Below are 25,528 nucleotides of genomic sequence, written 5' to 3' on the forward strand. Positions count from 1 at the left end.
AGGATGAGCACCGGTTTCAATGAAGGTAATCTTTGGTATGCCGGCCACTGCGTGCGGCATAACGATATCGTGGCGCACGTCGCCGTGACGTCCATAAAGGGCGACCTGGGCTGGTCACCGGTTGAGAATGCGACGAAACTCTTTCCGAAGTCGGGGGAAGTCGAGGTTCGACAACGCGGAAAGCCAGCGCTGCGCGTCGGCGACTGGGTTGCATTCCGGATCACCTCTCCCGCGCCAAAAGGGCGAAACCAGTGGCAGGCGTCGAAGCATCGTCCGCTGCATCATTTCACGCAAGCGCCGTCGAACACCCTGGATGACCTGCGCCGCCTGCTAACCGTCGAGGGCCTGTCGTCAACCGGATCGCCCGGCGCGTGGATGGTCCAGATCTCGCAGACTGAAGCCGTGAGGGTTGACCTGACACGCTGGAATGGTGGCAGGCTCTTCGCTAGCCCGAACCAGAAGGTGACAGTCTACGCATTCGATCCAGACGCTGTCATGCCCGTTTCGGATCCACTGGGCTCAGGGCTTTATGACCTTCCCGCTGACACCACTCCGAAGCAAACAGTCGACTGGTCCACTGAGGAGGCGTTCCTTAACCGCTGGGCCCGGGCCTTGTCGCGTCAGGGCGACAAGCGGACTGATGTGGTCATTGACTGGCTTCGGGACCATGCGGACGCGACGCGAGGCGCGCTGACGTTCGACGTTGCGGACACGGCGGCCGTCTTCGACATGATGCGCAGCGGCGAACTGGCCGATCGTCTCTCTGGCGATCGTGAACTGCTTCGCTCCTTCACGAAGATTTTCCAGTCGCTTCCGCGTTTCGCGAATCTGCTGGATGCGCAGATCGCCTCAATGGCGGAACAGGAGCGGAAGACCATCCGGGCCCGGACCGAGGCCGAACTGGCGAGCGATGTCGAACAGCAGCGTCAAGAGCGCATGAACGCGCTTGAACAAACGCTCAAGGCCTGGGAAGCGGATAAACGCGCTTTCCTAGAAGCAGAGATGCGGCGCAACGAGGAAGCGCTCACGGTCGAGATCGCAAACAGCCGCGCCGCCAGGGAGCAGGCGTTGCATGATGAGTTTCGAGGACGTCAGGCGCAACTGAAAGAGGAAGTCCAGAATCTGCAAAGCGCCCGGGACAGGCTTCATGCCGAAGCGCGCGATCTCGACGCCTCCATGGCGGATCTTCGCACGCGGATCGAAGTGCTAAAGACTCGCGAGAACGAAGCAAAGGCCAATGTCGACCGGCTGTTGCTCGCCGCCGGCGCGCTCGAAAGGCCGTCCTCCGGAGACCGTAGCCCCAATCAGCCGTCCTTGCGCGCGCCTGATGCGCGTGAAGGGCGAGCCTCGGACCTGCGCAAGTCGCTCGCAACCTGTCCGCTGCTCACCGACCATGGCAAGACGCTCATGCTGCAGGTCGTGGCGCTGTGTCTTGCAGGCGAGGTTCCCGTGTTGACAGGACAGGGGCGAGACGCGTTCCTGATGGTCGCCGAAGCGCTCCTTTCCGGAGGGGAGTCGGCGCGGATTTTCGCCGACCCAACCCTCATCACATATGAGGACCTCTGGTCGCGTCCCGGAACGGCTGCCCCAACGCCAATGGCGCAGGCGTTCGATCTCACACGGACGGGCGATTGCTCCATGCTGACGGTAATAGAAAACGCCGAACGGTCTGGCGCACGCTTCTGGTATCCCGCATTGAAGGACGGGATCCGTCGGGGCGGCTTCCCGCGGCGGCTGTTTGTTTGTGCAACGGTCGCAGACACAGACGCGGAGGAGGCCCACGTCATCAGGAGCAGCGGTGTCGTGATTGACGTCAGCCTCGCGATTACTAAAGGCGCATCGGCAATCGCAACCCAGGGCATCTCGAAAAGCGCGCGGATGCAGTTCGCGCCGGATGAGCCTCCCTCCGACCTGAGCCAGGGCGCATATGTCACGGGCAGCTTCGTTGCAAAACTCGATGTGATACGCGCATTGGGCGCTGCCCGCACAGCGGCAGAAGCCATCATCGTTTGCGGCGACAGCAAACATGCTGGCGTAGAAGGCCTGGCTGACCTTTTCTCAACGACTGAACAATAAATAATTGCGAATTCTGGGGGCTGACAATGCTTGATCCTATCGGCGGCTTTAATCGCATCAAGGACTTTTTCGTATCGTACGTGGAGACCAGTTTCCGGATCGCGGATCCGGTGGTCGCTGAAACACGGCGGCGTCTGTTGCAAACTGTGAACGTCTTTGCGACCGAGCCACTGATTGAACCCGTCTTCCGCTATACGTCCAGCCCGAAGCGGCTTGAGCAACTGGCCGCCGAAGATGGCGATGAACTTGGTCCGTTGTCCGCGCAGGGAAAGATCGCATTTGCTGAACTCGCCCTGAGCGGCCTGTTCAGGGGCGAGCCGGCGGACGGGCCGATACGTAGAAAATCATCATACGCCCCGTACACCCATCAGGTTGCGATGCTGGGCAGAGGCATCCGCCCAGGGAAACCTGGCATTGTCACATCCGGAACCGGCTCGGGAAAAACCGAGAGTTTCATGCTCCCGCTGCTCGCCGCGCTGGCCGACGAAGCAGTGAAGTGGAAAGCGCCTGCACAAGGTTACCTGCAGGCGGACTGGTGGACCGAAAAAGCCGGGAAATGGCAGTCGCGCCGCACGGGCGAAACCCGGCCACATGCGATGCGTGCGCTGGTTCTCTACCCGATGAATGCGCTGGTGGAAGACCAGATGGTCCGTCTGCGCAGAACGCTTGACTCTCCCGAAGCGCACGAAGTGATGGATGAGCGCTTCGCGGGAAACCGGATTTTCTTCGGCCAGTACACAAGCGCCACACCCGTCACGGGATACGAAACGCACCCTCGACTCGCCGGTGACAAGCAGGAGAAGGAGCGCCGCGCAAGGCGACTTCGCGAGTTGCGCGCCGCAATGAGGCGAATCGAAAAGAACCAGCAGGCCGCCCGACAGCACGATCGCATCGCGAAGGAAGCCAGAAAGCCAGGGGAGGAGGGGCCCGACGAAACCCGCTACATTTTCCCCTCCGTCGACGGAGGCGAAATGTCGTCGCGTTGGGACATGCAGAAAACGCCTCCCGATATCCTGGTGACGAACGCGTCCATGCTCGGCGCGATGTTGTCGCGGGAAGTGGAGGATCCCATCTTCGAAAAGACGAAGGACTGGTTACGGTCTTGCGAAGACGCCTATTTCTACCTGATCTTTGATGAACTGCACCTGGTCCGTGGCTCGTCCGGCACGGAAGTGGCCTTTCTGGTCAAAACGCTGATACAACGGCTCGGGCTCGACCAGCCGGGACTCCGGCACAAGTTGCGAATCCTCGCGTCGTCCGCCTCGCTGCCGATGGAGGGGACGCAGGGCGAGCAATCGATGGCGTATCTGCGCGATCTGTTCGCGCCGTTCGGCACCAGCGCGGGCAAAGATGACCTTGGCACGACGGACGCCACGTTCTGGCGTGAGTGCGTTGTCAAAGGCGAGCCCTTCATGCCGGTGTGGACTGCGGGACCGGTATCACCGGAACCCTTCGCGAAGCTCATGCAATGCGCGTTCGCGGATGATCAGGGGTTCGTCGCACGTATCGGCGCATCCGGGCAGCTACTCCCAGCGCTGTCAGAAGTGGCGAAGGAGCTTTCCGTTCCGCATGCCGTGGCGGAGGGAGAACTCATACAACACGTCGCTCAGGCGGCAGCTGCGCTGCTGGCATACGGGTGTACCGGTCCAGAAGGAATCCGGGCAACGGTAGCGTCCGAAATCTCGTCCCGGGTGTTTGTCCCGACGGCCGCAGACGCTGATCTGGCTGATCTGGCATTGCGTGGACTGATGCTTACGCGAGCGCTTCCTGAAAGCCGGAGATCGGAAGTCAGTCTCGCTGTTGAAACACCGTCATTCCGCGTGCACACGTTTGTGCGCAATATCGAGGGGCTTTTTGGCGCACCCGGACTGACCGATGGGTCGCTAGGCTTCTCGGGGCTGACAGTCGAACGGGGGATTTCGCACGCGAGGCCAGCGAAGGGCGTGCGACGTGGCGCGCGACTCTTCGAGCTTTTGTATTGCGAAGCCTGCGGAGACCTCTTCCTCGGAGGGCAGAGGGGGCAGAAACTTGGCTCCAGTTCGGCAACGGAGCTCCTTCCTTCATCTGCCGATCTGGAAAACCTCCCTGAGCGCGCCAGCGCGGAATACTACGACTCGATGACGCTCGAAGATTTCGCTGTCTTCTGGCCTCGTCGGGAGCAATGTTCGCTTCCTGAGCGTGACTACGACCATTGGGAGCCAGCGTATCTTGACGTCGATACGGGCGTTGTGCGAGTCGATCCTCATGGCGATGTTCCCGACGGCAAGATCGGAGGTTATCTTTATTACCAGAAAGAAGCCGCCGTCACGGGCCCCAAAGGAAAGATCACCGGACGACCGTCGGCGCAACCCTTCTGCTGCCCCAAATGCGGCACCGACTATTCAAACCGTCCGTCCACAAATCGCTCCCGATCCCCCATCCGCGCGTTCCGCACTGGCGTGACGAAGGCGTCCCAGCTTGTTGCGACGGAGCTTTTTGAGCTGCTGCACGCTATCGGCGCTGAGCCCAAGGGAATCGTCTTTTCGGACAGCCGGCAGGACGCGGCCAATCAGGCGCTTGAGATCGAGCGGTTGCATCTGCGCGATCTGCGTCGTGAGGTGCTTGTGACTGCGGCCAGACAGGCAGCTCAGGCAGCGTCTGACCAGTGGATGACGCAGGAGGAATTCTTCGCGCGTTTGGGTCAGATTCCCGACAACGACGAAAACGTCGACAGGCGCAACCAGTTGATAACGCAATACGCCGCCATGCAAGGGAAGGCCAGGCCCGTCGATGGCGGCAGATGCGTGAAACTGGACCAGCTCCTTCAGTATGCGGCCTCGGACGGCTCCACGGGCGCTATTGTTAGCGAGCTGGTGCGAATGGGCATACACCCATTCGATGAGGCAGGGCGCACACCTTTCAAGGGAGAGCCGTGGTATCGCCTGTTCGAAGCAGACTCCGGCAAGGTGCGATATCGCTCGACCCTTGCTCAGGCCGCAAAGGACGAACTCAACGGACGGATACTCGACAGGCAGTATGAGCTCATTGATGACGTCATCTTCGCAAACACCTTTTTTGCGCTCGAAGAAACGGGGCTCGCTTACCCGTCAATATCTGACAAACCGGGGCAGGAGGACGACAGGCTCGATGCATGGCTTCGGGTTTTTGCGAGCGCATACCGGATACGCAACAATCGCTATGCCGACGAGCGGATGACTGAGTGGGTCACTGGCGATTCCGTCTCGAACCGGCGAACCGTGCGTTTCGCGAAAAGCGTGTTCGGCGAAGCCAACTACATTGATGGTCTGACTGGCGTGCTCGACAGGTTTGCAAGCCGCGGGCACAAGAGCGGCATGTTTGAGATAGGCGGTCTGTACCTCAGGCTGGCCAAGGAGACGGATCACTACTGGCGCTGCGCAAACTGCAAGCGGGTACATCTCCATCTCGGGGTCAACCTCTGCACGCGCTGCGCCTTGCCGCTCGACACCGCGCCCTCAGGCGTGGTCAGCGACTTGTGGCAGGAGAACTTTCTGGGGTTGCGGATACTGCGCGGCGAGCAGCAGGGCGTCAACCGGTTCAGGCTGCGTGTTGAAGAGCTCACGGGACAAACCGACGATTTCCCGGAGAGGTTGCGGCGCTTCAAGGGGATCTTCGTCGACGGCGAAAGCGAAATCCAGAAGCTCGCGTCAGAAATCGACATGCTCTCTGTCACAACGACGATGGAGGTCGGGATTGACATTGGGGCCTTGCAAAGCGTGTATCAGGCGAACATGCCGCCCCAACGGTTCAACTACCAGCAGCGTGTCGGCCGCGCTGGGCGCCGCGGACAGGCATTTTCGTTCGTCGTCACGTTTTGTCGCGGTCGCAGTCACGACGCGTACTATTTTGCGCACCCGAAGGCAATTACGGGTGACCCGCCGCCACCGCCATTCCTCGCCGTCAGCCATGATCCGATACCGCTCAGACTGCTAAAGAAGGCATGGCTGAGGCAAGCGTTCGCACTGCTCAGACGGGAGTGCGCGGCCAGCGGCAGGGAGTTTCCCGGCGATCGTCTCGTGCCGCCTGACGTGCACGGCGAATATGTGACGACAAGGGATTACTACGATGACGCAGATGCAAACTGGCCAGAACGCCTGCGTGCTGCGCTGGAGCGCTCCACGGAAGTTCGCGACAGCTTTGTCAACGCCGCGACGTTCAGCACTGACCAGAGACAGCGCTTGCTGAGTGAAGCGACCGTCGGGAATCTCGTTGGCGAGATCAACGGACTGCGCTCCCAGGCGCCCCAAGTCAGCATCGGACTTGCCCGCTTCCTGGCCGAAGCGGGGATCCTTCCCATGTACGGGATGGCGACGCGGGTTCGGGAACTGTATCTGGGGCTGAGGGCGGAAGAGGAAAAGTCATCGACAGACTATCAATGGTCGACGATGGATCGCGACCTTGACCTGGCGGTATTCGAGTTCGCACCGGGTGCAGTCCTCGTAAAGGACAAGCAGAGACACAAGGTCATTGGCTTTACGGGAGACCTCGCCGAGCCTCTTCGGAGAGGAAAAGAGGTCGAACTGCGCGCCGTGTCAGGGTGGATCGAGTCAACGACGTATGTTGCGCTTTGTCCTCACTGCGGATCGGCAAGGCATGAAGAACAGGCGCCCGTCGAACCACGCACCTGCGACGACTGTCACGGGACCATTGCAGCGGACGTGTTCAGGCGGTATGTGACGCCCGCTGCGTTCCGCACGGATTTTCACCCGAGGAGCGATTCGGAGGAGACGGGTCGAATGGCGACAAGAACGGTCGCTACCGTGTTGCGGGAAGGCGATGGGCCCAGGTGCGGACAGGTAACCGTCCGGCGGGGAGCGGATGTCACCATCATGCAACTGAACGACGGAGTCTCCGGGGACGACGGCGAAGGCGAGCAGTTCTCGGTGGATCTGGTGGAAGAACGTGCGGTGCCTGTTCCGCTAACGTCCGGGTATGCGAAGATCGATGGAACGCAGGCCATCGATTCTGCGATACGTGAGAGCCAGCGTGGCTCACGCTGGTCGCCTCAGGGCTTCGGTCAACGCTTTGGATTGATAGCCCGCAAAAAGACCGAGGCGCTGTACCTTCAGCTTGACGAATTCGACTCGCGCCTCTCCCTGCGTAGCGTTGCCCGTCGTGGTCAGTATTCCCACTTGCCGACTCGCGCCGCCGCTATCAGCGCCACCCAGATTCTTGTCCACAAGGCGGCCCTCGAACTGGATGTTTCCCCGGACGAGTTTGAGGCGCTGGAGCCGCGACTCAGGGCTGGCAAGCCAATGCTTCAGATCGCCGATGCGCTGATCAATGGTTCCGGTCTGTGCAGAAGGCTTGGCGAGACAGAAAGGGCATCCGGCTCGCCCCGGATCATTGACATCATTCATTCGATTCTCGCCGACACACACACGTGGCCGCTCCAGGACTTTCTCGGAACTGATTCGGATGGCGATCATGCGCGGCAGTGTCAGACATCCTGCTATCGCTGCATTCAGCGTTATGGCAATCGCAGGTACCACGGACTGCTGGACTGGCGGCTCGGTTTGTCCTATCTGCGCGCCATGGCGTCACCTGGCTACAGTTGCGGGCTTGACGGGCGCGACCTGCATCTGCCCGAGATAAGCGGGTGGCTGGAACGGGCGCATGAGCTGACCCAGGAGGTAGCGGAAATGCGGCGCGGCACACTGTCGTACGAGCGTCTTCCAGAATCAGGGTTGCCGTCGCTTGTTATCCGAACGGTGAACGGAGCGATTACAGGTCGCGTTGTAGTTCTTCATCCGCTCTGGCTCGATACGGACGACGTTACAAGGAGGTTGCTGGGCTCTGACTGGCGGGCCGAAACCCAGTACGTTGACACCTTCAACCTTGAGCGCCGCCCTCTTCGCAAACTGGCCGATCTGCAGTCCGCGGCAAGCCGCAGCGATTGAGCCGAATGGACCGACAATCGCCGTCACGGTGTGTGGCGGCGAACACGGTCATGTCAGCGGGTGGGCGGCCGGCTCGGGCAGTCGCGGCGGCCGGCCGGTGGTTCGCATAAAAAGGCGTTTCGTCTTCAGCGAGTCAGGGAGCGCCGCGCCAGCGATGTCTGGATCAATATGGATTGCCCACGCGGATATCTCGCACGCAGAAGCGCGATCTGCAGCGAACCTGCGATACCCCTGTTCGCCCGCGTAGCTCGTTCGGAAGGATGGCGTTTGTTCAGCACCGGTCTAGCATGAGGCGGGGGCGTCCGGCGACGCAGGGTCGTCGGAGGTTTCGACTCTGCGCTGGACATCACGATGCCATCGATCAACCGAATCATCCTGTTTGTGTTAGCGTGGTCAAAACTGTGCGTGCATAAAGGGAAATAAATCGGGAGATGTCTCGCAATCCCGATAGCTATTGGCGCTGCATTAGGTGCAGCAACTGGAAGTGTGGGCCTTCCGCCGCGCTGGGAGCGGCAATAGGTGGTCAATTGGGAGCATGCTCCAGGAGGCCGCCGCGCTGGTAAAGGAGACATCGTGACGGTCAAGCGTATGGACAACGTCGGCATCGTAGTAGCCGACATTGATGCCGCCATTGAGTTCTTCACCGACCTTGGCCTTGAGCTTGAGGGACGCGCCCCAATCGAAGGAGACTGGGCAGATGGCGTCACTGGCTTGCGCGGCATGCGCGTCGAGATTGCCATGATGCGTACGCCGGACGGTCATAGCCGGCTCGAGATCTCCCGGTTTCTCGCGCCACCCGTGGTCGCCGATCATCGTAACGCCCCGGTGAACGCGCTCGGGTACCTGCGTGTCATGTTCACTGTCGAGGACATCGACGATACGCTCGCCCGCCTCGGCAGACACGGCGCGACCCTCGTTGGCGACGTGGTGCAATACGCAGACACGTATCGGCTCTGCTACATCCGGGGTCCCGAGGGAATTCTCATCGGGCTCGCCCAGGAACTGGGACTGCAGGCCTCGCGCGCGAAAGCCAACGGACATACGCAATGAGATGAGAAGCCTCACGGGTACCTGATACATCTTCTTCGTCCGTGTCGCTCGCCCGCCATCTGATCTCCAGATGTTCATTCTTCTCCATTGTTCACGCGCCGTGTACACAAAACGGAATTGAGCAAACGGGCGGTCCCTTTGTACGGTCGTACGCCTGTTTCGCTGCTACACGCCTGAAACTCGCTGCCAATGTTCTTCGCGGTGTAACCGTCGCCGCATCCTCCAATAGCCTTGCGCGGTTCCTCAAGAAAACTTCCACGCCGCCCCGATACGCTCGTTGACTTCAGCGAGTCGGCCTGCTGACTCACGCGAGTCAGCGCCTTGCTATCGCTTGCCCAACCCGATCACATGTCGCTGCCGTTTAACCCGGTATTGCCGGTCCGTCAGCGGTGCAACGGGAACGATCCCGGACGCGTCATGCAACCGCAGACATTGGGGCATTGGGGCGATGCGCATTGAGCCCGTTCGTGGCCGGCACAGTGATGGATGAACTCATATGAACAGCAACGCACTTCACGTACTGATCCTGGATGGGAACCGGGATCTTTGCGCAGGTCTTCGCGTCTTCTTCACGAATAGCGGGGTGACGGTATCGATCGCGCACGAGGCACCGCGTCTCGACTGGTTACTCGAAGAGGTTCGGCCATCGATCGTTGTGCTCGATGTATCGTTGCGACGCCCCGATGGTCTCGCCTTGCTCGCGCAGTTGCGCGCCGGGCACGAATACATGCCGGTGATCGTGCTGAACGCACGCGCCGACGCAAACGAGCGCATCGTGGCTTTCGAAATGGGTGCCGACGACTGTCTGGGTAAGCCATTTTTCCCACAGGAACTGCTGGCAAGAATCCGCGCCGTCATTCGGCGCGTCTCGCCGCGTGCGGAGGCACTCCCGACAGTCACAGGCACGCCCCATCGCACCGTGTCGTTCGGCGCGTTCAGGCTCGACCTGACATCGCGGACCCTTTTCCTCAACGGCGAGCCCGTCGAGATGAAGGAGCGTGAGTTTTCGCTGCTTGAGGTCTTCGCGCGCTATCCGAGACAGGAACTGCCTCGTGCCAAGATCCTGGCGCTTTTACATGGCGCAGGCACGTCGGTGCTCGAGAGGAGCGTCGATGTCCCGATCTGGCGGCTGCGTCGCGTGCTGTCTGCTGACCCGTCAGCCTCACACTACATCCAGACGGTGCGAGGCGTTGGCTATGTGTTCATCCCAGGGTGACGCTCTACGCGAACGTCTCTGGTACGCATTCGCCACCGTAGGGAAACCGTGCCGTCAACGCTTTCCCGCATCTGCGATCGTCGCTCTCGACGGGAACTGGCGCCCGTCTCGCCAGAGAATCCTGCGATCAATAGCGGGACGGGCTAACCGCTATTCCAGGGTCCGTATTGAATTGCTGATACCTCTCGCGCAGTCGATAACGGCAGGCGCGAGCTTCTGACGCGCATCATCGAAAGTCCATCTACTCGTAGGCGCAACCACATGCACGGCAGCAACAGGCCGCCCCTGACTGCCGACCACGGGCGCGGCGATCGACATGTCGCCGATGAACAGCTCCTCGCGGTTGGCTGCATAGCCTTGCTGACGCGCCTCCGCGAGTCTTTCGCCGAGCGTGGCGAGTTCCGTCACGGTGTTCGGCGTGAACGCCACCCGGTTCATCTGTTCGAGCCGCGCGAGCGCTTCGTCGACGGGTAATGCGCTCAGGAACGCGCGCCCGCTGCCTGTGCAATACATCGGAATGCGGCTGCCGATGGGCATGTGGATCGGCACGAACTTCGTCGACACGAAACGTGACACGTAGACCATCTCGTCGTCGTCCGGTTCGGTCAGATTCGTCGTCTCGCCCGTGATGTTCGTCAGTTCCGACAGGAAAGGATTCGCGACATCGATCAGCGTATCGGCGGCGAGATAGTTGAAGCCAATCTGCATCACGCGCGGCGTGAGCTGATAGCGGCGCGTCAACGGATGCTTGCGGATATAGCCGAGCTTTTCGAGCGTGTAGACCATCCGCTGCGCCGAGCTCTTCGACATCGACGCCGCTTCCGCGACTTCAGCCAGCGTCATCGTGCGGCGCTTCGCGCTGAATGCGCGCAGCACGCTCAAACCCTTTTCCAGCGACTGGTTGAAGAGCAGGTCGGGGCCATTCGGGGCACCGTCGTCTGCAGGCGAAATGTCCATTGTCGTCTCGATCCTGAACGCGATATCGCAGCATAGTGTATCGCATATCGATATGCAAAAATCTCTTTGCGATTTTTTTGATTCGATTATTATGGTTCGGCGGTCACAAAACGAAATCAGCCGGCGCTCGTCGCTGACATGCCGGCCCCTGCCTGGAGATATGCATGGTTACGTTCGTCAAACGCTTCACCCTGTTTGCAACTGGTCTTGCCGCTTCTTTCGCGATTGCGTCGGGGGCCGCGCATGCCGCCGAGCCGACCTACAAGATCGGCGCAACGGCCACGGGCGTGCCGTTCACGTTCCTCGACGTCAAGACGAACTCGATCCAGGGAATGATGGTCGACGCCATCTCCGCCGCCGGCCGCGAGTCCGGCTTCAAGGTCGATGTGCAGCAGAGCGTGTTCTCGGCGCTGATTCCGTCGCTGACCACGCAGAAGATCGACATCATTTCGGCCGCAATGCTGAAGACGCCGGCCCGCCAGCAGATCGTCGACTTTTCCGACACCGTCTATTCGTACGGCGAAGGCCTCGTCGTGAAGGCTGACGATAAAGGCCATTACACGTCGATGGACGACTTCAAGGGCGAGGTGGTCGGCGCGCAGGTCGGCACCGCGTTCGTCGATGCGCTCAACAAGAAGGGCATCTTCAAGGAAGTGCGCACCTATGATTCCGTCGCGGACATCATGCGCGACGTCGCGCTCGGCCGCATCAAGGCGGGCTTCGCGGATCAGCCGATCGTCGCGTATCAGCTGCAGCAGGGCGCGAATACGCAGGTGCGACTCGTGCCCGAGTATCAGTCGGCCGTGAAGGGGCAGGTGTGCTTCATCGTGCGCAAGGGCGACACGGCGACGCTCGAACAGCTCAACAGCGCGATCAGGAAGATGAAGGCCGACGGCACGCTGCAGCAGATTCTGCAGAAGTGGCACATGAGCTGAACGGCACGCCGTATCGCAGCGTTCCAACCGGTCCGCGCCGCACTGCGGCGCGGACGATCTGCCTGGCGTATCAGGAGGCGCGATGTTTTTGCAGAACGCGATCGACTTTCTGCCAATCCTGCTGAAAGGCGCGGTCATCACCATCGAGATCACGGCCTGTGCGTTCGTGCTCAGTTCCGTTCTCGGTCTCGTGCTCGCGCTGATGAAGGTGTCGCGCAATCGCGCACTATCGACGTTCGGGAGCACCGTGATCAATCTGATCCGCGGGCTGCCCATCATCGTCCAGCTGTTTTATATCTACTTCGTGCTACCCGACATGGGCGTGCAACTGTCCGCGTTTCAGGCCGGCGTAATCGGCCTCGGCATCGCGTACTCGGCGTATCAGGCGGAGAACTTCCGGGCGGGCATCGAGGCGATCGATCACGGACAGATCGAAGCGGCCCACGCGATCGGCATGCGCGGCCCGCTGATCATGCGGCGCGTGGTGTTGCCGCAGGCGTTCAGGATCGCGCTGCCGCCGTATGGCAATACGCTCGTGATGCTGCTGAAGGACTCGTCGGTGGCGTCGACGATCACCGTCGCGGAAATCACGCGCGCCGGGCAACTGATCGCATCGTCGACGTTCCAGAACATGACGGTCTACACGCTCGTCGCGCTGCTTTACCTCGTGCTCAGCCTGCCGCTGATGTTCGGCGTCAACCGGCTGGGCAAGCAACTCGCGCTGAGGAAAAGCCGATGATCGAGATCAATGGAATCCACAAGCGCTTTCACAACCAGGAAGTGCTCAAGGGCGTGAGCCTCAGCGTGAAGGCGGGCGAAGTGGTGTGCCTGATCGGCCCGTCGGGCTCGGGCAAGTCGACGGTGCTGCGCTGTATCAACGGCTTCGAGACCTACGATGCGGGCTCGATCACGATCGACGGCGTGCGTGTCGATGCGAACGCGAAGAACATCCACGAGTTGCGCATGCGCGTGGGCATGGTGTTTCAGCGCTTCAATCTGTTCGCGCATCGGACCGCGCTCGAAAACGTGATGGAAGGCCCCGTGTACGTGCGCCACACGCCTGTCGCGCAGGCTCGCGAACAGGCGCGGCAGCTGCTCGACAAGGTCGGGCTTTCGCACCGGATGAATGCGTATCCGTCGGAGCTGTCGGGCGGTCAGCAGCAGCGCGTCGCGATTGCGCGTGCGCTTGCAATGGAGCCCGAAGCCTTGCTGTTCGACGAACCGACATCCGCGCTCGATCCCGAACTCGTCGGCGAAGTGCTCAACGTGATGCGCTCGCTCGCGCGCGACGGCATGACGATGGTCGTTGTCACGCACGAGATGGCTTTTGCGCGCGAGGTCGCCGACCGCGTGTGCTTCCTGCATGGCGGCACGATCTGCGAGACAGGTCCTGCGCGCGATGTGCTGACGGAACCTCAGCATCCGCGCACACAGGAATTCCTGCGACGCCTGCTTTCGTCCAGCGACGCCCACGCCACTGCCCACCAGAACTGAACATGATCGAAGTGAAAGAAGGAGCAGCGCTGCCGGATTCGTTGTGGGCCGCGACGGCGCAGCCTGCGCCCGACACGCCGCCGCTGCGCGAATCGGCGTCGTTCGATGTGGCGATTGTCGGCGCGGGTTTTACCGGTTTGTCGACGGCTTTGCATCTGGCCGAGCGTGGCGTGAAGGTGTGCGTGCTCGACGCCGCCGAGCCGGGTTGGGGCGCGTCGGGCCGCAACGGCGGGCAGGTGATTCCTGGGCTCAAATACGATCCCGACGAACTCGTGCAGCGCTTCGGCGAAACCGCGGGCAATCGTCTCGTCGAGGTGGTCGGGGGCGCGGCGGATAACGTTTTCGATGTGATCAGAAGGTACGGCATCGAATGCTCGGCGGTGCGAAGCGGCTGGATTCAACCGGCGCCGTCGCCCGCGATGCTCGAAACCGTGACGCGACGCGCGCGTCAATGGGAAGCGCGCGGCGCAAAGGTCAGTCTGCTCGATGGCGCGGAAGTGTCGCGGCGGCTCGGCACGAAGAGCTATATCGGCGGATGGATCGATCATCGCGCGGGGAGTATTCAGCCGCTGAGCTATGTGCGCGGGCTGGCGCGCGCCGCGCAATCGCTTGGCGTCGCCGTACATGGGCGAACAGCTGTCTCGCGCCTGAAGCGTAATGAGCGCGGCTGGCGCGTCGAGACGCAGGGTGGCGCCAGCGTCGAAGCGCAGCGGGTCGTGATCGCCACCAACGGTTATACGGGCGCGCTGTGGCCGGGCTTGCGGCAATCGGTGATCGCGGCGAACAGCTTTATCGTCGCGACGCGGCCACTGCCACCGGCGCTGGGTGACGACATTCTGCGCGCAGGCGAAGTCGCGTCGGATTCGCGGCGTCTGCTGCTGTATTTCCGGCGCGATGCGGCGGGGCGTCTGCTGATGGGCGGGCGAGGGCCGTTCTCCGAGCCGCGGGCGAACGGCGACTGGGCGCATCTGGAACGCGCGGTCGAGCTGATGTATCCGCAACTGAAGGGAATCGTCTATGAATATCGATGGGCTGGGCGCGTTGCGATCACCGCGGATTTTCTGCCGCACGTGCATGAGCCGGCACCCGGGCTGAGCATCGCGCTTGGCTATAACGGGCGCGGTATCGCGATGGCCACGACGGTCGGCAAGTATCTGGCCGAGCGCATGTGCAGCGGATCGGCTGCAGCGTTCCCGTTTGCAGTGACGCCCGTCAGATCGATTCCGTTTCATGGCCTGCAGCGTTTTTACATCACGGCGGGTGTGGCGTGGTATCGGCTGATGGACGCCATCGCATAACGTGCGTGACGAAATGCACCCTCCAGAGAACCCGCTGTCGAAGGCCCTTCGGTCCAGGTCGTCAACCCTGAGAACAACGCCATACGACAGGACCACGTTTATGGGGATCGTTGAAAGCGCGTTCGGAGCAATCTCGCAGGCGCAACGTAACCCCCAAGACTAACAGTCAGCCGGTCCGGCGGTCGGTTTGACGTCGATCCGTTGTGAACACGAAACCGGCGGCGCGACATGCCTGTTGACGCAGGCTCTCGCGATGTTCGCTACACGACCACAAATGAAACCTGCCCGTGGCGTCAGACGGGTCGCGCACGGCGGCCGCATCAGGCTGACAGGCTGAATCGGGCAACAGGACTGGACGGTCCTACAGCATGGTCCTTGTCATCCGCAAGCCCTATAAACGTAGTCCTGTCGACAAGAATGGCGGGCTTCTGTGCACGCCGACAACATCGCTGTTGTGGCACGGTCAGGGCTTGAGCAACCCGTCGCGGATGCGCAAAACTTTCGAGAGACTGCATAGATATCCACGATAATCCCGAGCAGCGAGTCGACGGCCACCGACAGCGACGGGCCGTGATGCGCGCGCCGCCACGCTGTCGTCGCACGGCCGGGCTGCGTTCTGTCAGCATCTATAACCTACACAGAGACGAAGCAGATTGAACCAACTTGCAGCACTGGAAAACCAGCTGGAGTCCCTTATCGGGCGCCCGACCGACCTCCGCCCATTCGTGTGCGATGGCTCGCCACTCGATAGCGAGGTGTTCATCGTCGGGCTAAACCCGGCATCGGCCATGGTGGAGGATTTCTGGGACTTCTGGGAACCCGGCATCGGCTTCGACAAGCCACGGTGGTTTGACGCGTACAAGGCGGAACGACAGCGTCGGCCATTAAAACCTGGGCGCACGCGTCGCCGTCTGGTCAGTCCTTCCCGGGGAGTCATCGAGTGGATCAACGCGTCGCTTGGGCCGGTGAAGGCGCTGGAGACCAATATCTATTCGGCCGCGACAGAAGAATATCGCGATCTGGCTCAACACAGGCGCCTCACCGCGCCGTTCGATTTTCTGCTGGAGGCGATCAGGCCACGGGTCATCGTCGTACATGGCGCCGATGCGATCTCGCACATCCGGCAGAAGCGTCTGTCCGCCCACATCATTGAAGTGAAGCACTTTTCACGTGGATGGTCAGAGCGCGCGGCCCGTGACCTGGGGCTGCAGGTGCGCGCAATACTCGGCCGGTAACGGCTTACACGCGGCAACCGCATTCCGTCGACATGGTGCGCGAATCAGCCGGGCAGGGCAGTCGCCCGGTGGCGCAACACCCGTCTCGCCCGGAAGTTTTTTCGGTTGTCTTCACTGGGCGCGTGAGCGCGCGCCGCCATCGAAGCATTACGAGGCACGGCACCGCACGCTACTCACTCGTGCGTTCAACCTGCCGCGTCTGCGGCTTCGGTGGCCGTCGTGCCTTCATTGAAGGAAGCAAAGACTTCCGCCATGGCGTGCTCGCGCCAACAGTTATGTGCGACGTAGCGGGGATGACTGGTGCGATAGCAGACGGTTCGGCCCAGCCGGAACTTCCAGAGTCGCCGCGGTGCAATCCTCTCGCTAAGCGTCCTGTCGGGAAAGAAGCTGCGCAGGTGCGAGTCGTACCCCGCACCCGTCGTGAAAAGAATGGCATCAGGACGGATAACCTCGATCTGGGCGCGGAGCAACTGCATCGAAAGCGCCTGAATCTTCCCGAAGGTCGTCGCGCCGACCGGGCTGCCGCCGTGGTGGCTCACGCAGAAGAGATTCCCCCAGATCACCGAAACCTTGCCCGTCGAGACGCGCCTGTTCGCCGACCTTGAAACCTGTTTGAGAAACTGGAGAAACCGGAATCGTCCGGCACCGCCTGCGAGCACCCGCGCCTGCACAGACATCGCCTCCTGCACCGACGCGATCGTGGGCAATTCGCCGGCCTTGAACGGGCATCTGTCGTCACGCCATGCCCGGGTCTCCATTCCGACCACCATGACGCGATGGACTGCATCGTCGATGCCCGCGGGTACGCCAGCGAGGAAAAGTCCCGAAAGCGCGGGCACCTCCTGGAATATCTCACCGAGGGTGTGCTGTGACAGGATTTCAAGATAGCGATGGGCCAGGGCCAGTGTCACCGGCGAGTCGATGGCTTCTGGTGGTACGGGTTCGAGGTTATGTTCCATGTCTGGAAGAGACTGCAAGCGGCGCTTCGGCCGGGTCGAACGGAGAAACCGTCTTGCCGCTCATGATGAAATGGGCCAGCCGCCGTTCGGCCTTGACGAGATCTCCCGCACGCGCGCTCGCAAGTTGCGAGTCGTGAACCTGAAGAACCACTTCCAGCGTCGCCACGGCAGACGGCTCGAGTTGCCACGTGCCTTTTTCATCGGCGCGCCTGATGGCTGCTTCGAGACCGGCCTCCGCCATGCGGTACAGATCGGGCGACACCGGCATGTAGCCCATTTCGCCGAGGTAGAACGTCAGGTAGACCGCGCGGGTCAACTCATTCACGAGATGCGACGTCCCGTCGGTACCGGCACACGCTGCAAGCGCCAGATGATATCCCAACGAAATGTCATTAACCCGGGCTTGCGAGAGCGGGAGGAGCGCATTTTTCGAGAGGGCAACCCGGCGCTTGCCAGAGCGTCCACTGTGTTTCGAGCGAGGCATCGTAAGGGCTTCGTGAGTTGACTCCGTGACATTGCTGACCGTCGCGCGGGCATATCCGCTTTCTCCGGCGCAGGCACGTCAGGTGAGAACATTCAGGATAGCAAACATGGATATTTTCACAGATCCGCACCGAACGCGAGCAAAGTTTTCCTGGGACACCGCATTAACAGGAAGATCACTGATCTGCTACGCGTCGGCTTATGATCAACCGGCCCTCGATCCCGTCTTTGACTCACCCGTCAGGCGAGCGGCGCAAAGCGAAGAGCCAGGGCAGCAAGCTGGTCCTTCGATCACCCCGCGCAGTCTCGCCAGCATGAGCGGCCTATACAACATGCAGCCAGCGAGATTGCCGAGCCCTGACCGCCAGGCATGCCATACCTGGCTCTGGTCACCTTGCGTATTGGGCCGTCGCAGTTATGACCGGACTGACGGATCAATCCGCCCTATAACGCCTCGCGAAACAGCCGTACACTGCGACGTCGCGCGGTCATAACGCGCGACGTCGAGATTCCGCATGAAAGGGAAGGGGCACCGCTTATGAGAAAAGGGATTGCTGCGAACACCAGCCAGGCATTTTCGCGGCCGGCGCGCCTGCTGAAAATCGCTTCCTGGACTATCGCGATCGCCTTCGCGATCTTCCTGAACATGTTGGGCTCACTCGTGATCCGCGATCTGATGTACGCGCCGCGTGGCGGTCCACCGGATCCCTCGCAGTTCAGCGAGGCGGCAACCTCACAGCTCGAAGCGCAGATGCGTGATGTCCAGCTTCAGCGGGACGCACTCAACGACCGGATCGAGACCACTCGCATTGCTCACGACCGGGCAGGCAAGCTGTATATCGAGGCGCGGGACAGTTTCAGGAACTGGATTGCGACCAGGCAGGCTACCGGGGATAGCCGCAACGATCCGGAATTGCTTGCGCGGACACAGCGGCTCGACGAACTTCAGGCGAGCGTCGCGGGTTGGCAAAGCCAGCAGAATGCTCTCTCCGATGAGGCACGGCCGATCGATGCGCACCTGAACCAGCTGCGCACCGGGATCGCGGCGGCAAGGCAGGCCGCCGGCAAGCGCTACGACGCGGCGAGCCGCCATTACGAACTCGTCGTGTTCGGGTGGCGTCTTGCGTTGACGCTCCCGCTTCTCGTCGTTGCCGTATGGCTGTTCATCCGGTTTCGCAAGAGCAGGTACTGGCCGTTCGTGTACGGCTTTGGCCTCTTCGCGCTGACGGCGTTCTTCGTCGAGCTTGTCCCGTACCTGCCCAGTTTCGGGGGATATGTACGCGTGCTGGTGGGCGTCGCGCTCACCGTCTTCGCCGGGATCTACACGCTCCGCGCGTTCCAGAGATATGTCGAGCGAAAACGCGCAGAACTGGAACAGAGCCAAACGGAACGCGCACGGAGCGTCGATTGCGAAAAGGCGCTCAGCACCTACCCGAAGAAGTTATGCCCTTCGTGCGACAAACCGTGGCATCTTGGCGGCGAGCAGGTCTCGTACTGCATCCATTGCGGCTTGAATCTTTTCAAGGTCTGCGCCTGCGGCGGCCGCAACTTTGCCTTTTTCCCGTTCTGCAACCAGTGTGGCGAGCCCGTTATGGAGACTGCCCAACTCCGTTCCGCAGGATCCGGCGAGCGTCCGCCTGACAGTCACTGAAATACCCATCTTTGTGGCCGTAGTTGCAGTACCCTGGGGCCTCACTCTCCCGGCGAGATTGAAGGCTCTTCAACCGCAGCGGTATTCTGAGACTCGACCCGCGGTGACCGTCCACGTTCGATGGCCGGCAAGCGCTGTGGGCTCCGGTGGTCGAACGAAAGGAGAATGGCAAAAATGGACTTCGATTGGCATGGCGGCCATATTACGCGGGCCACATTGGTCGACGCCAGCTACAGAAACACACAGAATGTGCGTCGCTTTTTGAGTGCCGAGTGTGGCGTCGATTTCAGGCTCGACCGGGATTTCATGGCATGGGTAATCGATGGAGCGCCCAAGAGCATGGGCGACGTTGCCGACGAATGGTCCCGGCGACGCAATCACCTTAAGTGAACCTGCAGCACCAGGGATACCCACGGCTACGGCGCGGCGTTGGGCGGCGTTCAGGCTGGGTTGACAGGTTCGACAGGGCAACCTGGATCGTCGACAATCGCATGACGAAATTCGGGGAAGACTGAGGTGTATGAAGGACGATCAATGGGAAGAAATGCGTGCTCGCCGGGCACAGCTTGACGCGCGCGTGAAAGTGGCGCCTCGGGTGACGATCGAAGGTGTCTCAGATGCGATCGGCATGGCGGCGTTGAAGTTCGAGGGCGATCAGCAATGGACCCTGCAATTGACGCTGGAGGCATGGCGCCTTGTCGGTGGGACGTTGCAGGATCGGCCTCTGTCATTGAAACGACAGGCAACCGAAGCGGATGTGAAGCTTTATAAACACACTCTAAGGCCATTTGGCCGGTACCGGATGCAGGTGCGTCTCTTGATGGACGAAGATTTGCCAATGCCCGAAGCCTTGCTTGAGGCCTTACCGTTGGACATCGAAGATCCCGATCTGGAACAATGGGCCCGTCAGCTCCAATTGCCGATAACGTACGAGGACGAACTGTTCGGAACCTGTGTGCTGGACAAGCGGATCAGGTTGTTCAAAGCCGACGTGCACTGGAGCGGAACCAGGGCCTACCTGTACCTTCATGCAGATTCGATAGACACCTTACAGCCAGTACTGAAATGCGCTTACGAGTTATGGAATAGCGCCGTGAACTGGAGATTGCGTGTATTCGATAGAGCAGTCGCTGACCTGCTGGACCTGAAAAATAGTACGTGGCTGGGAAAGGACGAAGATCCGGTGTCGGCCGACGAGTTTCGACAACGACTCTCGTTGCAATCGATAAGCGTTGACAAGGACGGCAGGCTTGAGTTTTGTTGTACCGACGGGGATCTGTTTTTTGGGCATAGCATTTTGGTGCCGGGTAGTCTGGAGCAGGGATTAACGACAGCCTATATCGCTGGATGATTCATCCGGTAAAGGCAGGGCAGAGCCTGGCCAGAGGCTGATGATCGCTCCCGTCCCTGGACCGATCGCTTTCCCTCGGAAAGCAGCCCCTCGCGATACCTTCCAGAAATGCGTTCTTGCGGGCAGTAGCCGCCGGCGATACCACACCTGTTATCGATTGACGGCGCATTCAAATCTCGCGACTTGCGTACCGGAACAGGTGATTAATATGGAGACAACGCATGCCGCTTGACTGGCGACTCATCAACAGCGAGACGCTCGCAGCAATCAACCTCGACGATCTCCTCCGGGATGTCGAGCGGTTTGTCTGTGATACCTACCGCGATGAAGTTTCGCGACTGGAACGCGATGACGTTCGCTGGACTGCGGAGCAGCGCGAGTGCTTGCGCTTCGTCGGCGCCGTCCTGACGATGGCGCTCCGCTCCGATCAGCCTACTGAGCCTTTTGGGCCAATGTTCGTGATGGATGGGCAGCGTAGCGCAATCCCCGCTGACTTCCCCAGGGAGGTGCTCCAGAACCTGCAGGGATGGGCAATGTCCCTGACTGACCCCGAGCTTCGCGCGCGATTTTTGGACGTGTTGTGGACTCAGGCGCGTTTGTTTCCAGCAGCCCGGGGGGCAGCGGAGGCGTATCTGGCGTCGGCGCTGAGGTTGGAGCATCCGAAAGAGTGGCCGCCCTGCCAACAGCGCCTGGAGCGAGCGCTGCGCCTGTCGGCAGGGCTCGGCAAAGGTGGCGCAGACCTACGGCTGCGGGTGTTAACTGAGATAGAGGCTATGTTGCAACGGCACCGTGGCACTGACCCCCTGTATCTGACGTATCGGCTCACCCGGTTGCTGCTGGAGTTCAAGCATGGTGATGCCAGGCAATTTGCCGGGTTTGCCAATGCGGCAGCAGGGGCAGCAGAGAAGATGCACGACTTCTGGAGAGCCAAGGACTATTACCATCTTGCATCTGAGTGCCATCGTGCCGCGGGCGACCCGGATAGCGAGGGCGCAGCGTTGCGTAATTCAGCAGAAAGCCTGGTCAAGGAGGCCGAACTCGCGCGCAAGCAGCCTGGCCGTGGGGCGATGGTCGCGGCATCGGTCTTGTCAGATGCGGTCGAGGTGATGCGTCAGGCACCGGGGGGACGGGAGCGGGCCGCTGAGTTGCATGAGAGGCTGTTGACCCTGCAGAAGGAGTCTGTAGCTGAATTAAAATCCGTGTCGACCAGTATCGAGGCCACTGAGCTGGTTCAGCGCGCGCTTGCGGCCGTTCGAGGCAAGCCTGTCAACGAGGCCGTCTACGCACTGTGCACCATGGCAAAGCCGCCGTCAGTGGCAAAGCTCAAGCACGAGGTCCACGAGCAGGCGCGTGTCGCTGTTCTCGGTAGCCGCCTTTCCAGCGATGTGGTCAATTCGCGAGGTCGGGTCGTCGCGCGCGCTCCCGGCGTGGAGGCCGAAGTGGACGACCCCAAGCACGAAGGACTTCGATGGCGGATGTTCCGCCATGCGCGCCTGGGCAGAAGCCTGACCGTACAGGCGATACTCAATCCGGCGAGAATGGAAATTCTTGAAGCGAATAGCCCAGACCGGCTGGACCTCGCCAGCCTGATCCAGCACAGTCCGTGGATTCCGCCTGCTCACGCAGAAAGCGTACTTCGCGCTCTGGTAGCGGGTTTTCACGGTGACATGCTTGTCGCCGGGCATCTGGTTCCCCCGCAACTTGAGGCGATGGTGCGCCATATCGTCGAATCGCGTGGTGGTGCTACCTCAATGCTTGAGCCCGGAGGCGTACAACCCGAAAGACCGATGGGCGCGCTGCTCGAGACTCCGGAGGCGCTCGAGGCCTTCGGCGCGGACGGTATATTTGAATTGCAGGATCTGCTTGTCGACCCTCTGGGCACCAATCTCCGAAACGAGGTTGCACACGGGCTGCTCGACGACTCTGGTCTGTTCGGGGCCGATGTCTTGTACGCGTGGTGGCTGCTACTGCGATACTGCGTGCTGACGTCCAGGCCAGTCGAACGAAAGCAGGCGACGTCGGCGCACCCCAGCGCCGCATACGCAACCGATATGCCGAAGGATCGGGATCGCCCTGTACACGGAACCAACGAGGACACCGCGCCCGATTGCCACCAGTAACCGCGTTCTTCCAAAGCTGAAAGCCTGCATATCAAAAGCTGAAGGCCGTTCGCTCGCTGCGGTAACGGCACAGCAAGTCAGGAAGACGCTCGAAGAGCGCCGCATGGTCGGATCAAGAAAACGACACGAAGAGTTGCCCACTCAACTTATTGGCGAGGCGTATGACGCACGGGTCGACCTACTACGAAAGCCGGGGATTTTGCATTTATTGCGGCGAGACGAACAACCTGTCGGACGAACATATCGTCCCGTATTCACTGGGCGGTGTGCACGTCCTGCGCAAGGCGAGTTGTGCCCGATGCGCCGATATCACGAAGAAATTCGAACAGAGGGTTAGCCGGGACCTTTGGGGGGACGCGCGCGCTGCGTTCAACGCTCCGACTCGACGGAGGAAAGAGCGCAAGACGCACATCGAAATCCAGGACCGCAAGAATGTCCGTAACACCTTGAAGTTCCCGGTGGGTGAATATCCTGCCGGCTTCGTCTTTTACAAGATGACCAAAGCAGGATTTCTCCTCGACCTGCCCGATGATCTCGATCTGACCGTTCACTGGCAAATGTCCGTGATTGACGATTCTGGCCGTCGCGAAAGATTTCTGGAAAAGCACCCGGACAATCTGATCCTGAAATTTCGACATGTACCCTATGACTTTGGCCGGATGCTGGCGAAAATTGGATATGGACAGATTCTGACTTCGCTCGATCCCGGAGATTTCAGACCTGTTTGCCTCCCGTACATCCTTGGCACGAAAACAAATGTATCGTTTGTTGTTGGCGGATCAATGGATGACCAGGCTCCGATGGACATCGGATATAGCCTGGAGACGGCAGGCTTCGGTAGCTTGCAGCGATTGATTCTCGTTGCGACGATACGTCTCTATGCCAACACTGCGTCACCCGCGTATCACGTTGTAGTTGGCGACATCGAAGGAGAGGAAAACGTACGACGCGTTATGCAGAAGCTCGAGCTAAAAGAAGGGACCGGTAACGTCGTTTTAGGCGATCACGGAGATAAACATTGGTCGCCGGTCAAACCCTTCTAACCGGGGGAACGTTGTTCAAACAACGCTGCTCAACCGACCGGATGATTGCCTCTGCCATGTCATCCCCCGACATGTCCTGTGACGAAGGAAGGGCGGCCGCACACGAAATACTCCCCGACCGGCGCCTGCCGTGTCGACACGTGTGCGGCGAATCGCAGATGGCGCGTCAGGTCTGCCCCTCGATCCCGCGCAGTTCGCGTTCGCGCTCGTTCGTCAGCTTCGCGATGGGCGGTCCCGCGAAGTTCCTGCGCACGCCCGCGCCGTACCAGATGGTCAGCAGAACCGCCAGCAAACCAGCGATCACATACACCACCTTCTGGTTCGGCGGCTGGATGCCGACATAGGCAAGCACCAGTGCGCCGAATACGGCGGCAATCGCGAACGGTTTCGACATCACGCCCAGCTGGAACGGGCCCTTGTCGGTCCATGTGCGGCCTTCGGCGAAAATACCTGCGGCAATCGGCATCGCATACGACACGAAGAGAAAGACCGCGCTACCGGCGCTCAGCACCGTGAAGGCGTCGCCATACAGCGTCACAGCAATGGCCAGCGCGGCAGACGTCCAGATCGCGGCGACAGGTGTGCGATGGGCGGGATTGACCTTGCGCAGCCACCTTGAAGCGGGCAGGCCGCCGTCGCGTGCGAACGCGAACATCATGCGCGAAGTGGAGGTCACGGCGGCGAGGCCACAGACGTAGTTGATGAAGAACATCAGCAGCTCGATCGCGATGCGCAGCGGCGTGGGGATCGGTGCGAGGATCGCCTCGAAGAAGCCCGTGCCCTGTTTCACGGCCGCGCCAATATCCGGCATCACGAGCACGAACGCGCACACCATCACATAGCCGAACGTCGTCGACCAGAACACCGAGCCGATGATGCCGCGCGGCACGTTACGCGCGGCCTGATGCGTTTCCTCCGAGGTGTGCGCCGAGGCGTCGAAGCCGGTAATCGTATAGGCCGTGAGCAGCAGGCCAGACAGGAACGCCATCGCCATGGTCTGCTTCGGCCATGCGCCACCGTCAACGCCTGTGAAGTTTGTGAACGTGACGAGGCGCGACAGATCGACTTTCACGGGGGAGAACACGAGCAGCGACGCCACCAGCAGGATCGTCACCACGAAGATCAGATAGCCCGACAGGTCGGTGATCCGGCTTGTGATGCGAATGCCGCGATGATTGAGGAACGCCTGCGACGCGGTGATCACCGTGAGGAAGAGTGTCTGGTCCCACCAGCCGAGGGCATCGGGCTTCACGCCGAACATCGGTGCGATCAGCGTGCGAAAGAAGGGATCGTAGGTGCCGTAGTTGATCGCGGCGACGACGAATACGAGACCGAGCAGATTGAGCCACGCCGTCAGCCACCCCCAGGTCTTGCCGCCCAGAATCGAGCTCCAGTGATAGAGCCCGCCCGCCGTCGGATACGACGAGGCGATCTGCGCCATGGCCGCTGCGACCACCATCGCGAACAGCGAGCCAAGCGGCCAGCCGAGTCCGATGGAAACGCCGCCCGCGGCCGACAGTCCCATCTGGAATGACGTGATGCCGCCGGAGAGGATGCAGATCAGGGAGAACGACACCGCGAAGTTCGAGAACGCCCCCATGCGCCGGGACAGTTCCTGTGCGTAGCCCATCTTGTGCAACAGCTTGACATCGTTGTCGGCGGCTTCAACCGACGGCGCTGCGGTATTGACGTCCATGACGCGATCCTTCAAACAGGGTTGTGTCGAAGCGGCGCAGCAGCGT

Annotated in this window: 18 protein-coding genes; 14 read left to right on the forward strand and 4 right to left on the reverse strand. The window is 60.9% G+C overall.

The genetic code is table 11. The features are described from left to right. The first annotated feature begins 3 nt into the window (after positions 1–3). The 4 genes from QEN71_RS35540 (at position 4) to QEN71_RS35555 (ending at position 10,260) form a co-directional block, all read left to right on the forward strand. Positions 4–2,076, forward strand: coding sequence for a hypothetical protein (locus QEN71_RS35540; protein WP_201651781.1), 2,073 nt, complete (start codon positions 4–6; stop codon positions 2,074–2,076). 26 nt (positions 2,077–2,102) lie between these two features. Then, positions 2,103–7,994 carry a DEAD/DEAH box helicase gene (locus tag QEN71_RS35545; RefSeq protein WP_201651779.1) on the forward strand — a complete coding sequence of 1,964 codons (5,892 nt, stop codon included), beginning with the start codon at positions 2,103–2,105 and terminating at the stop codon, positions 7,992–7,994. Between the two features lie 573 nt (positions 7,995–8,567). After that, positions 8,568–9,044, forward strand: coding sequence for a VOC family protein (locus tag QEN71_RS35550; protein WP_201651777.1), 477 nt, complete (start codon positions 8,568–8,570; stop codon positions 9,042–9,044). Between the two features lie 496 nt (positions 9,045–9,540). After that, positions 9,541–10,260 (forward strand): winged helix-turn-helix domain-containing protein, encoded by a 720-nt coding sequence (locus QEN71_RS35555; RefSeq protein WP_201651775.1) that lies wholly within the window; start codon positions 9,541–9,543, stop codon positions 10,258–10,260. A gap of 150 nt (positions 10,261–10,410) precedes the next feature. Here QEN71_RS35555 and QEN71_RS35560 read toward each other — a convergent pair whose 3' ends face one another. Continuing rightward, positions 10,411–11,217 (reverse strand): IclR family transcriptional regulator, encoded by an 807-nt coding sequence (locus QEN71_RS35560; protein WP_201651773.1) that lies wholly within the window; start codon positions 11,215–11,217, stop codon positions 10,411–10,413. A 164-nt stretch (positions 11,218–11,381) separates the two neighbouring features. Between QEN71_RS35560 and QEN71_RS35565 the strand changes: the two genes are divergently transcribed. The 5 genes from QEN71_RS35565 to QEN71_RS35585 all read left to right on the forward strand — a co-directional run bounded on the left by QEN71_RS35565 (position 11,382) and on the right by QEN71_RS35585 (position 16,179). Next, positions 11,382–12,152, forward strand: a complete 771-nt coding sequence (locus tag QEN71_RS35565) for an ABC transporter substrate-binding protein (protein ID WP_201651771.1) — start codon at positions 11,382–11,384, stop codon at positions 12,150–12,152. Between the two features lie 82 nt (positions 12,153–12,234). Then, positions 12,235–12,891, forward strand: a complete 657-nt coding sequence (locus QEN71_RS35570; protein ID WP_201651769.1) for an amino acid ABC transporter permease — start codon at positions 12,235–12,237, stop codon at positions 12,889–12,891. Next, positions 12,888–13,646: an amino acid ABC transporter ATP-binding protein gene (locus QEN71_RS35575; protein ID WP_201651767.1), complete on the forward strand. Its 759-nt coding sequence runs from the start codon at positions 12,888–12,890 to the stop codon at positions 13,644–13,646. Before QEN71_RS35570 ends, QEN71_RS35575 begins: the two co-directional genes overlap by 4 nt. 2 nt (positions 13,647–13,648) lie before the next feature. Further along, positions 13,649–14,944: an NAD(P)/FAD-dependent oxidoreductase gene (locus QEN71_RS35580; protein ID WP_201651765.1), complete on the forward strand. Its 1,296-nt coding sequence runs from the start codon at positions 13,649–13,651 to the stop codon at positions 14,942–14,944. Between the two features lie 653 nt (positions 14,945–15,597). After that, positions 15,598–16,179: a hypothetical protein gene (locus QEN71_RS35585; protein ID WP_201651763.1), complete on the forward strand. Its 582-nt coding sequence runs from the start codon at positions 15,598–15,600 to the stop codon at positions 16,177–16,179. Between the two features lie 185 nt (positions 16,180–16,364). On the opposite strand, the gene QEN71_RS35590 is transcribed toward QEN71_RS35585, so the two are convergent. Continuing rightward, positions 16,365–17,138, reverse strand: a complete 774-nt coding sequence (locus QEN71_RS35590) for a hypothetical protein (RefSeq protein ID WP_201651761.1) — start codon at positions 17,136–17,138, stop codon at positions 16,365–16,367. Further along, entirely contained in the window at positions 17,128–17,463 is a 336-nt protein-coding gene (locus QEN71_RS35595; RefSeq protein ID WP_290468260.1) for a hypothetical protein, read from the reverse strand. The genes QEN71_RS35590 and QEN71_RS35595 overlap by 11 nt, the downstream gene beginning before the upstream one ends. Before the next feature lie 696 nt (positions 17,464–18,159). Here QEN71_RS35595 and QEN71_RS35600 point away from each other — a divergent pair. The 5 genes from QEN71_RS35600 (at position 18,160) to QEN71_RS35620 (ending at position 23,786) form a co-directional block, all read left to right on the forward strand. Next, positions 18,160–19,272 carry a hypothetical protein gene (locus QEN71_RS35600; protein WP_201651757.1) on the forward strand — a complete coding sequence of 371 codons (1,113 nt, stop codon included), beginning with the start codon at positions 18,160–18,162 and terminating at the stop codon, positions 19,270–19,272. A 165-nt stretch (positions 19,273–19,437) separates the two neighbouring features. Further along, on the forward strand, positions 19,438–19,662 hold the full coding sequence (locus tag QEN71_RS35605) for a DUF6434 domain-containing protein (protein ID WP_233471891.1): 225 nt from the start codon (positions 19,438–19,440) through the stop codon (positions 19,660–19,662). Between the two features lie 130 nt (positions 19,663–19,792). Beyond that, positions 19,793–20,623, forward strand: a complete 831-nt coding sequence (locus tag QEN71_RS35610) for a DUF2262 domain-containing protein (protein WP_201651755.1) — start codon at positions 19,793–19,795, stop codon at positions 20,621–20,623. 221 nt (positions 20,624–20,844) lie between these two features. Then, on the forward strand, positions 20,845–22,743 hold the full coding sequence (locus tag QEN71_RS35615; protein WP_201651753.1) for a DUF4209 domain-containing protein: 1,899 nt from the start codon (positions 20,845–20,847) through the stop codon (positions 22,741–22,743). 161 nt (positions 22,744–22,904) lie between these two features. Next, positions 22,905–23,786, forward strand: coding sequence for an HNH endonuclease (locus QEN71_RS35620; protein ID WP_201651751.1), 882 nt, complete (start codon positions 22,905–22,907; stop codon positions 23,784–23,786). A 166-nt stretch (positions 23,787–23,952) separates the two neighbouring features. Here QEN71_RS35620 and QEN71_RS35625 read toward each other — a convergent pair whose 3' ends face one another. After that, positions 23,953–25,482, reverse strand: coding sequence for an amino acid permease (locus tag QEN71_RS35625; RefSeq protein ID WP_201651749.1), 1,530 nt, complete (start codon positions 25,480–25,482; stop codon positions 23,953–23,955). Between the last annotated feature and the right edge of the window lie 46 nt (positions 25,483–25,528).

The sequence above is a fragment of the Paraburkholderia sabiae genome (assembly GCF_030412785.1).
In the GTDB taxonomy this organism is placed as follows: domain Bacteria; phylum Pseudomonadota; class Gammaproteobacteria; order Burkholderiales; family Burkholderiaceae; genus Paraburkholderia; species Paraburkholderia sabiae.

Excerpts from the sequence above, each read along its gene's own strand:
- QEN71_RS35540 (WP_201651781.1), top strand. The coding sequence starts at position 4 with ATGAGCACCGGTTTCAATGAAGGTAATCTTTGGTATGCCGGCCACTGC.
- QEN71_RS35545 (WP_201651779.1), top strand. The coding sequence starts at position 2,103 with ATGCTTGATCCTATCGGCGGCTTTAATCGCATCAAGGACTTTTTCGTA.
- QEN71_RS35555 (WP_201651775.1), top strand. The coding sequence starts at position 9,541 with ATGAACAGCAACGCACTTCACGTACTGATCCTGGATGGGAACCGGGAT.
- QEN71_RS35560 (WP_201651773.1), bottom strand. The coding sequence starts at position 11,217 with ATGGACATTTCGCCTGCAGACGACGGTGCCCCGAATGGCCCCGACCTG.
- QEN71_RS35565 (WP_201651771.1), top strand. The coding sequence starts at position 11,382 with ATGGTTACGTTCGTCAAACGCTTCACCCTGTTTGCAACTGGTCTTGCC.
- QEN71_RS35570 (WP_201651769.1), top strand. The coding sequence starts at position 12,235 with ATGTTTTTGCAGAACGCGATCGACTTTCTGCCAATCCTGCTGAAAGGC.
- QEN71_RS35575 (WP_201651767.1), top strand. The coding sequence starts at position 12,888 with ATGATCGAGATCAATGGAATCCACAAGCGCTTTCACAACCAGGAAGTG.
- QEN71_RS35580 (WP_201651765.1), top strand. The coding sequence starts at position 13,649 with ATGATCGAAGTGAAAGAAGGAGCAGCGCTGCCGGATTCGTTGTGGGCC.
- QEN71_RS35590 (WP_201651761.1), bottom strand. The coding sequence starts at position 17,138 with ATGGAACATAACCTCGAACCCGTACCACCAGAAGCCATCGACTCGCCG.
- QEN71_RS35600 (WP_201651757.1), top strand. The coding sequence starts at position 18,160 with ATGAGAAAAGGGATTGCTGCGAACACCAGCCAGGCATTTTCGCGGCCG.
- QEN71_RS35605 (WP_233471891.1), top strand. The coding sequence starts at position 19,438 with ATGGCAAAAATGGACTTCGATTGGCATGGCGGCCATATTACGCGGGCC.
- QEN71_RS35610 (WP_201651755.1), top strand. The coding sequence starts at position 19,793 with ATGAAGGACGATCAATGGGAAGAAATGCGTGCTCGCCGGGCACAGCTT.
- QEN71_RS35615 (WP_201651753.1), top strand. The coding sequence starts at position 20,845 with ATGCCGCTTGACTGGCGACTCATCAACAGCGAGACGCTCGCAGCAATC.
- QEN71_RS35620 (WP_201651751.1), top strand. The coding sequence starts at position 22,905 with ATGACGCACGGGTCGACCTACTACGAAAGCCGGGGATTTTGCATTTAT.
- QEN71_RS35625 (WP_201651749.1), bottom strand. The coding sequence starts at position 25,482 with ATGGACGTCAATACCGCAGCGCCGTCGGTTGAAGCCGCCGACAACGAT.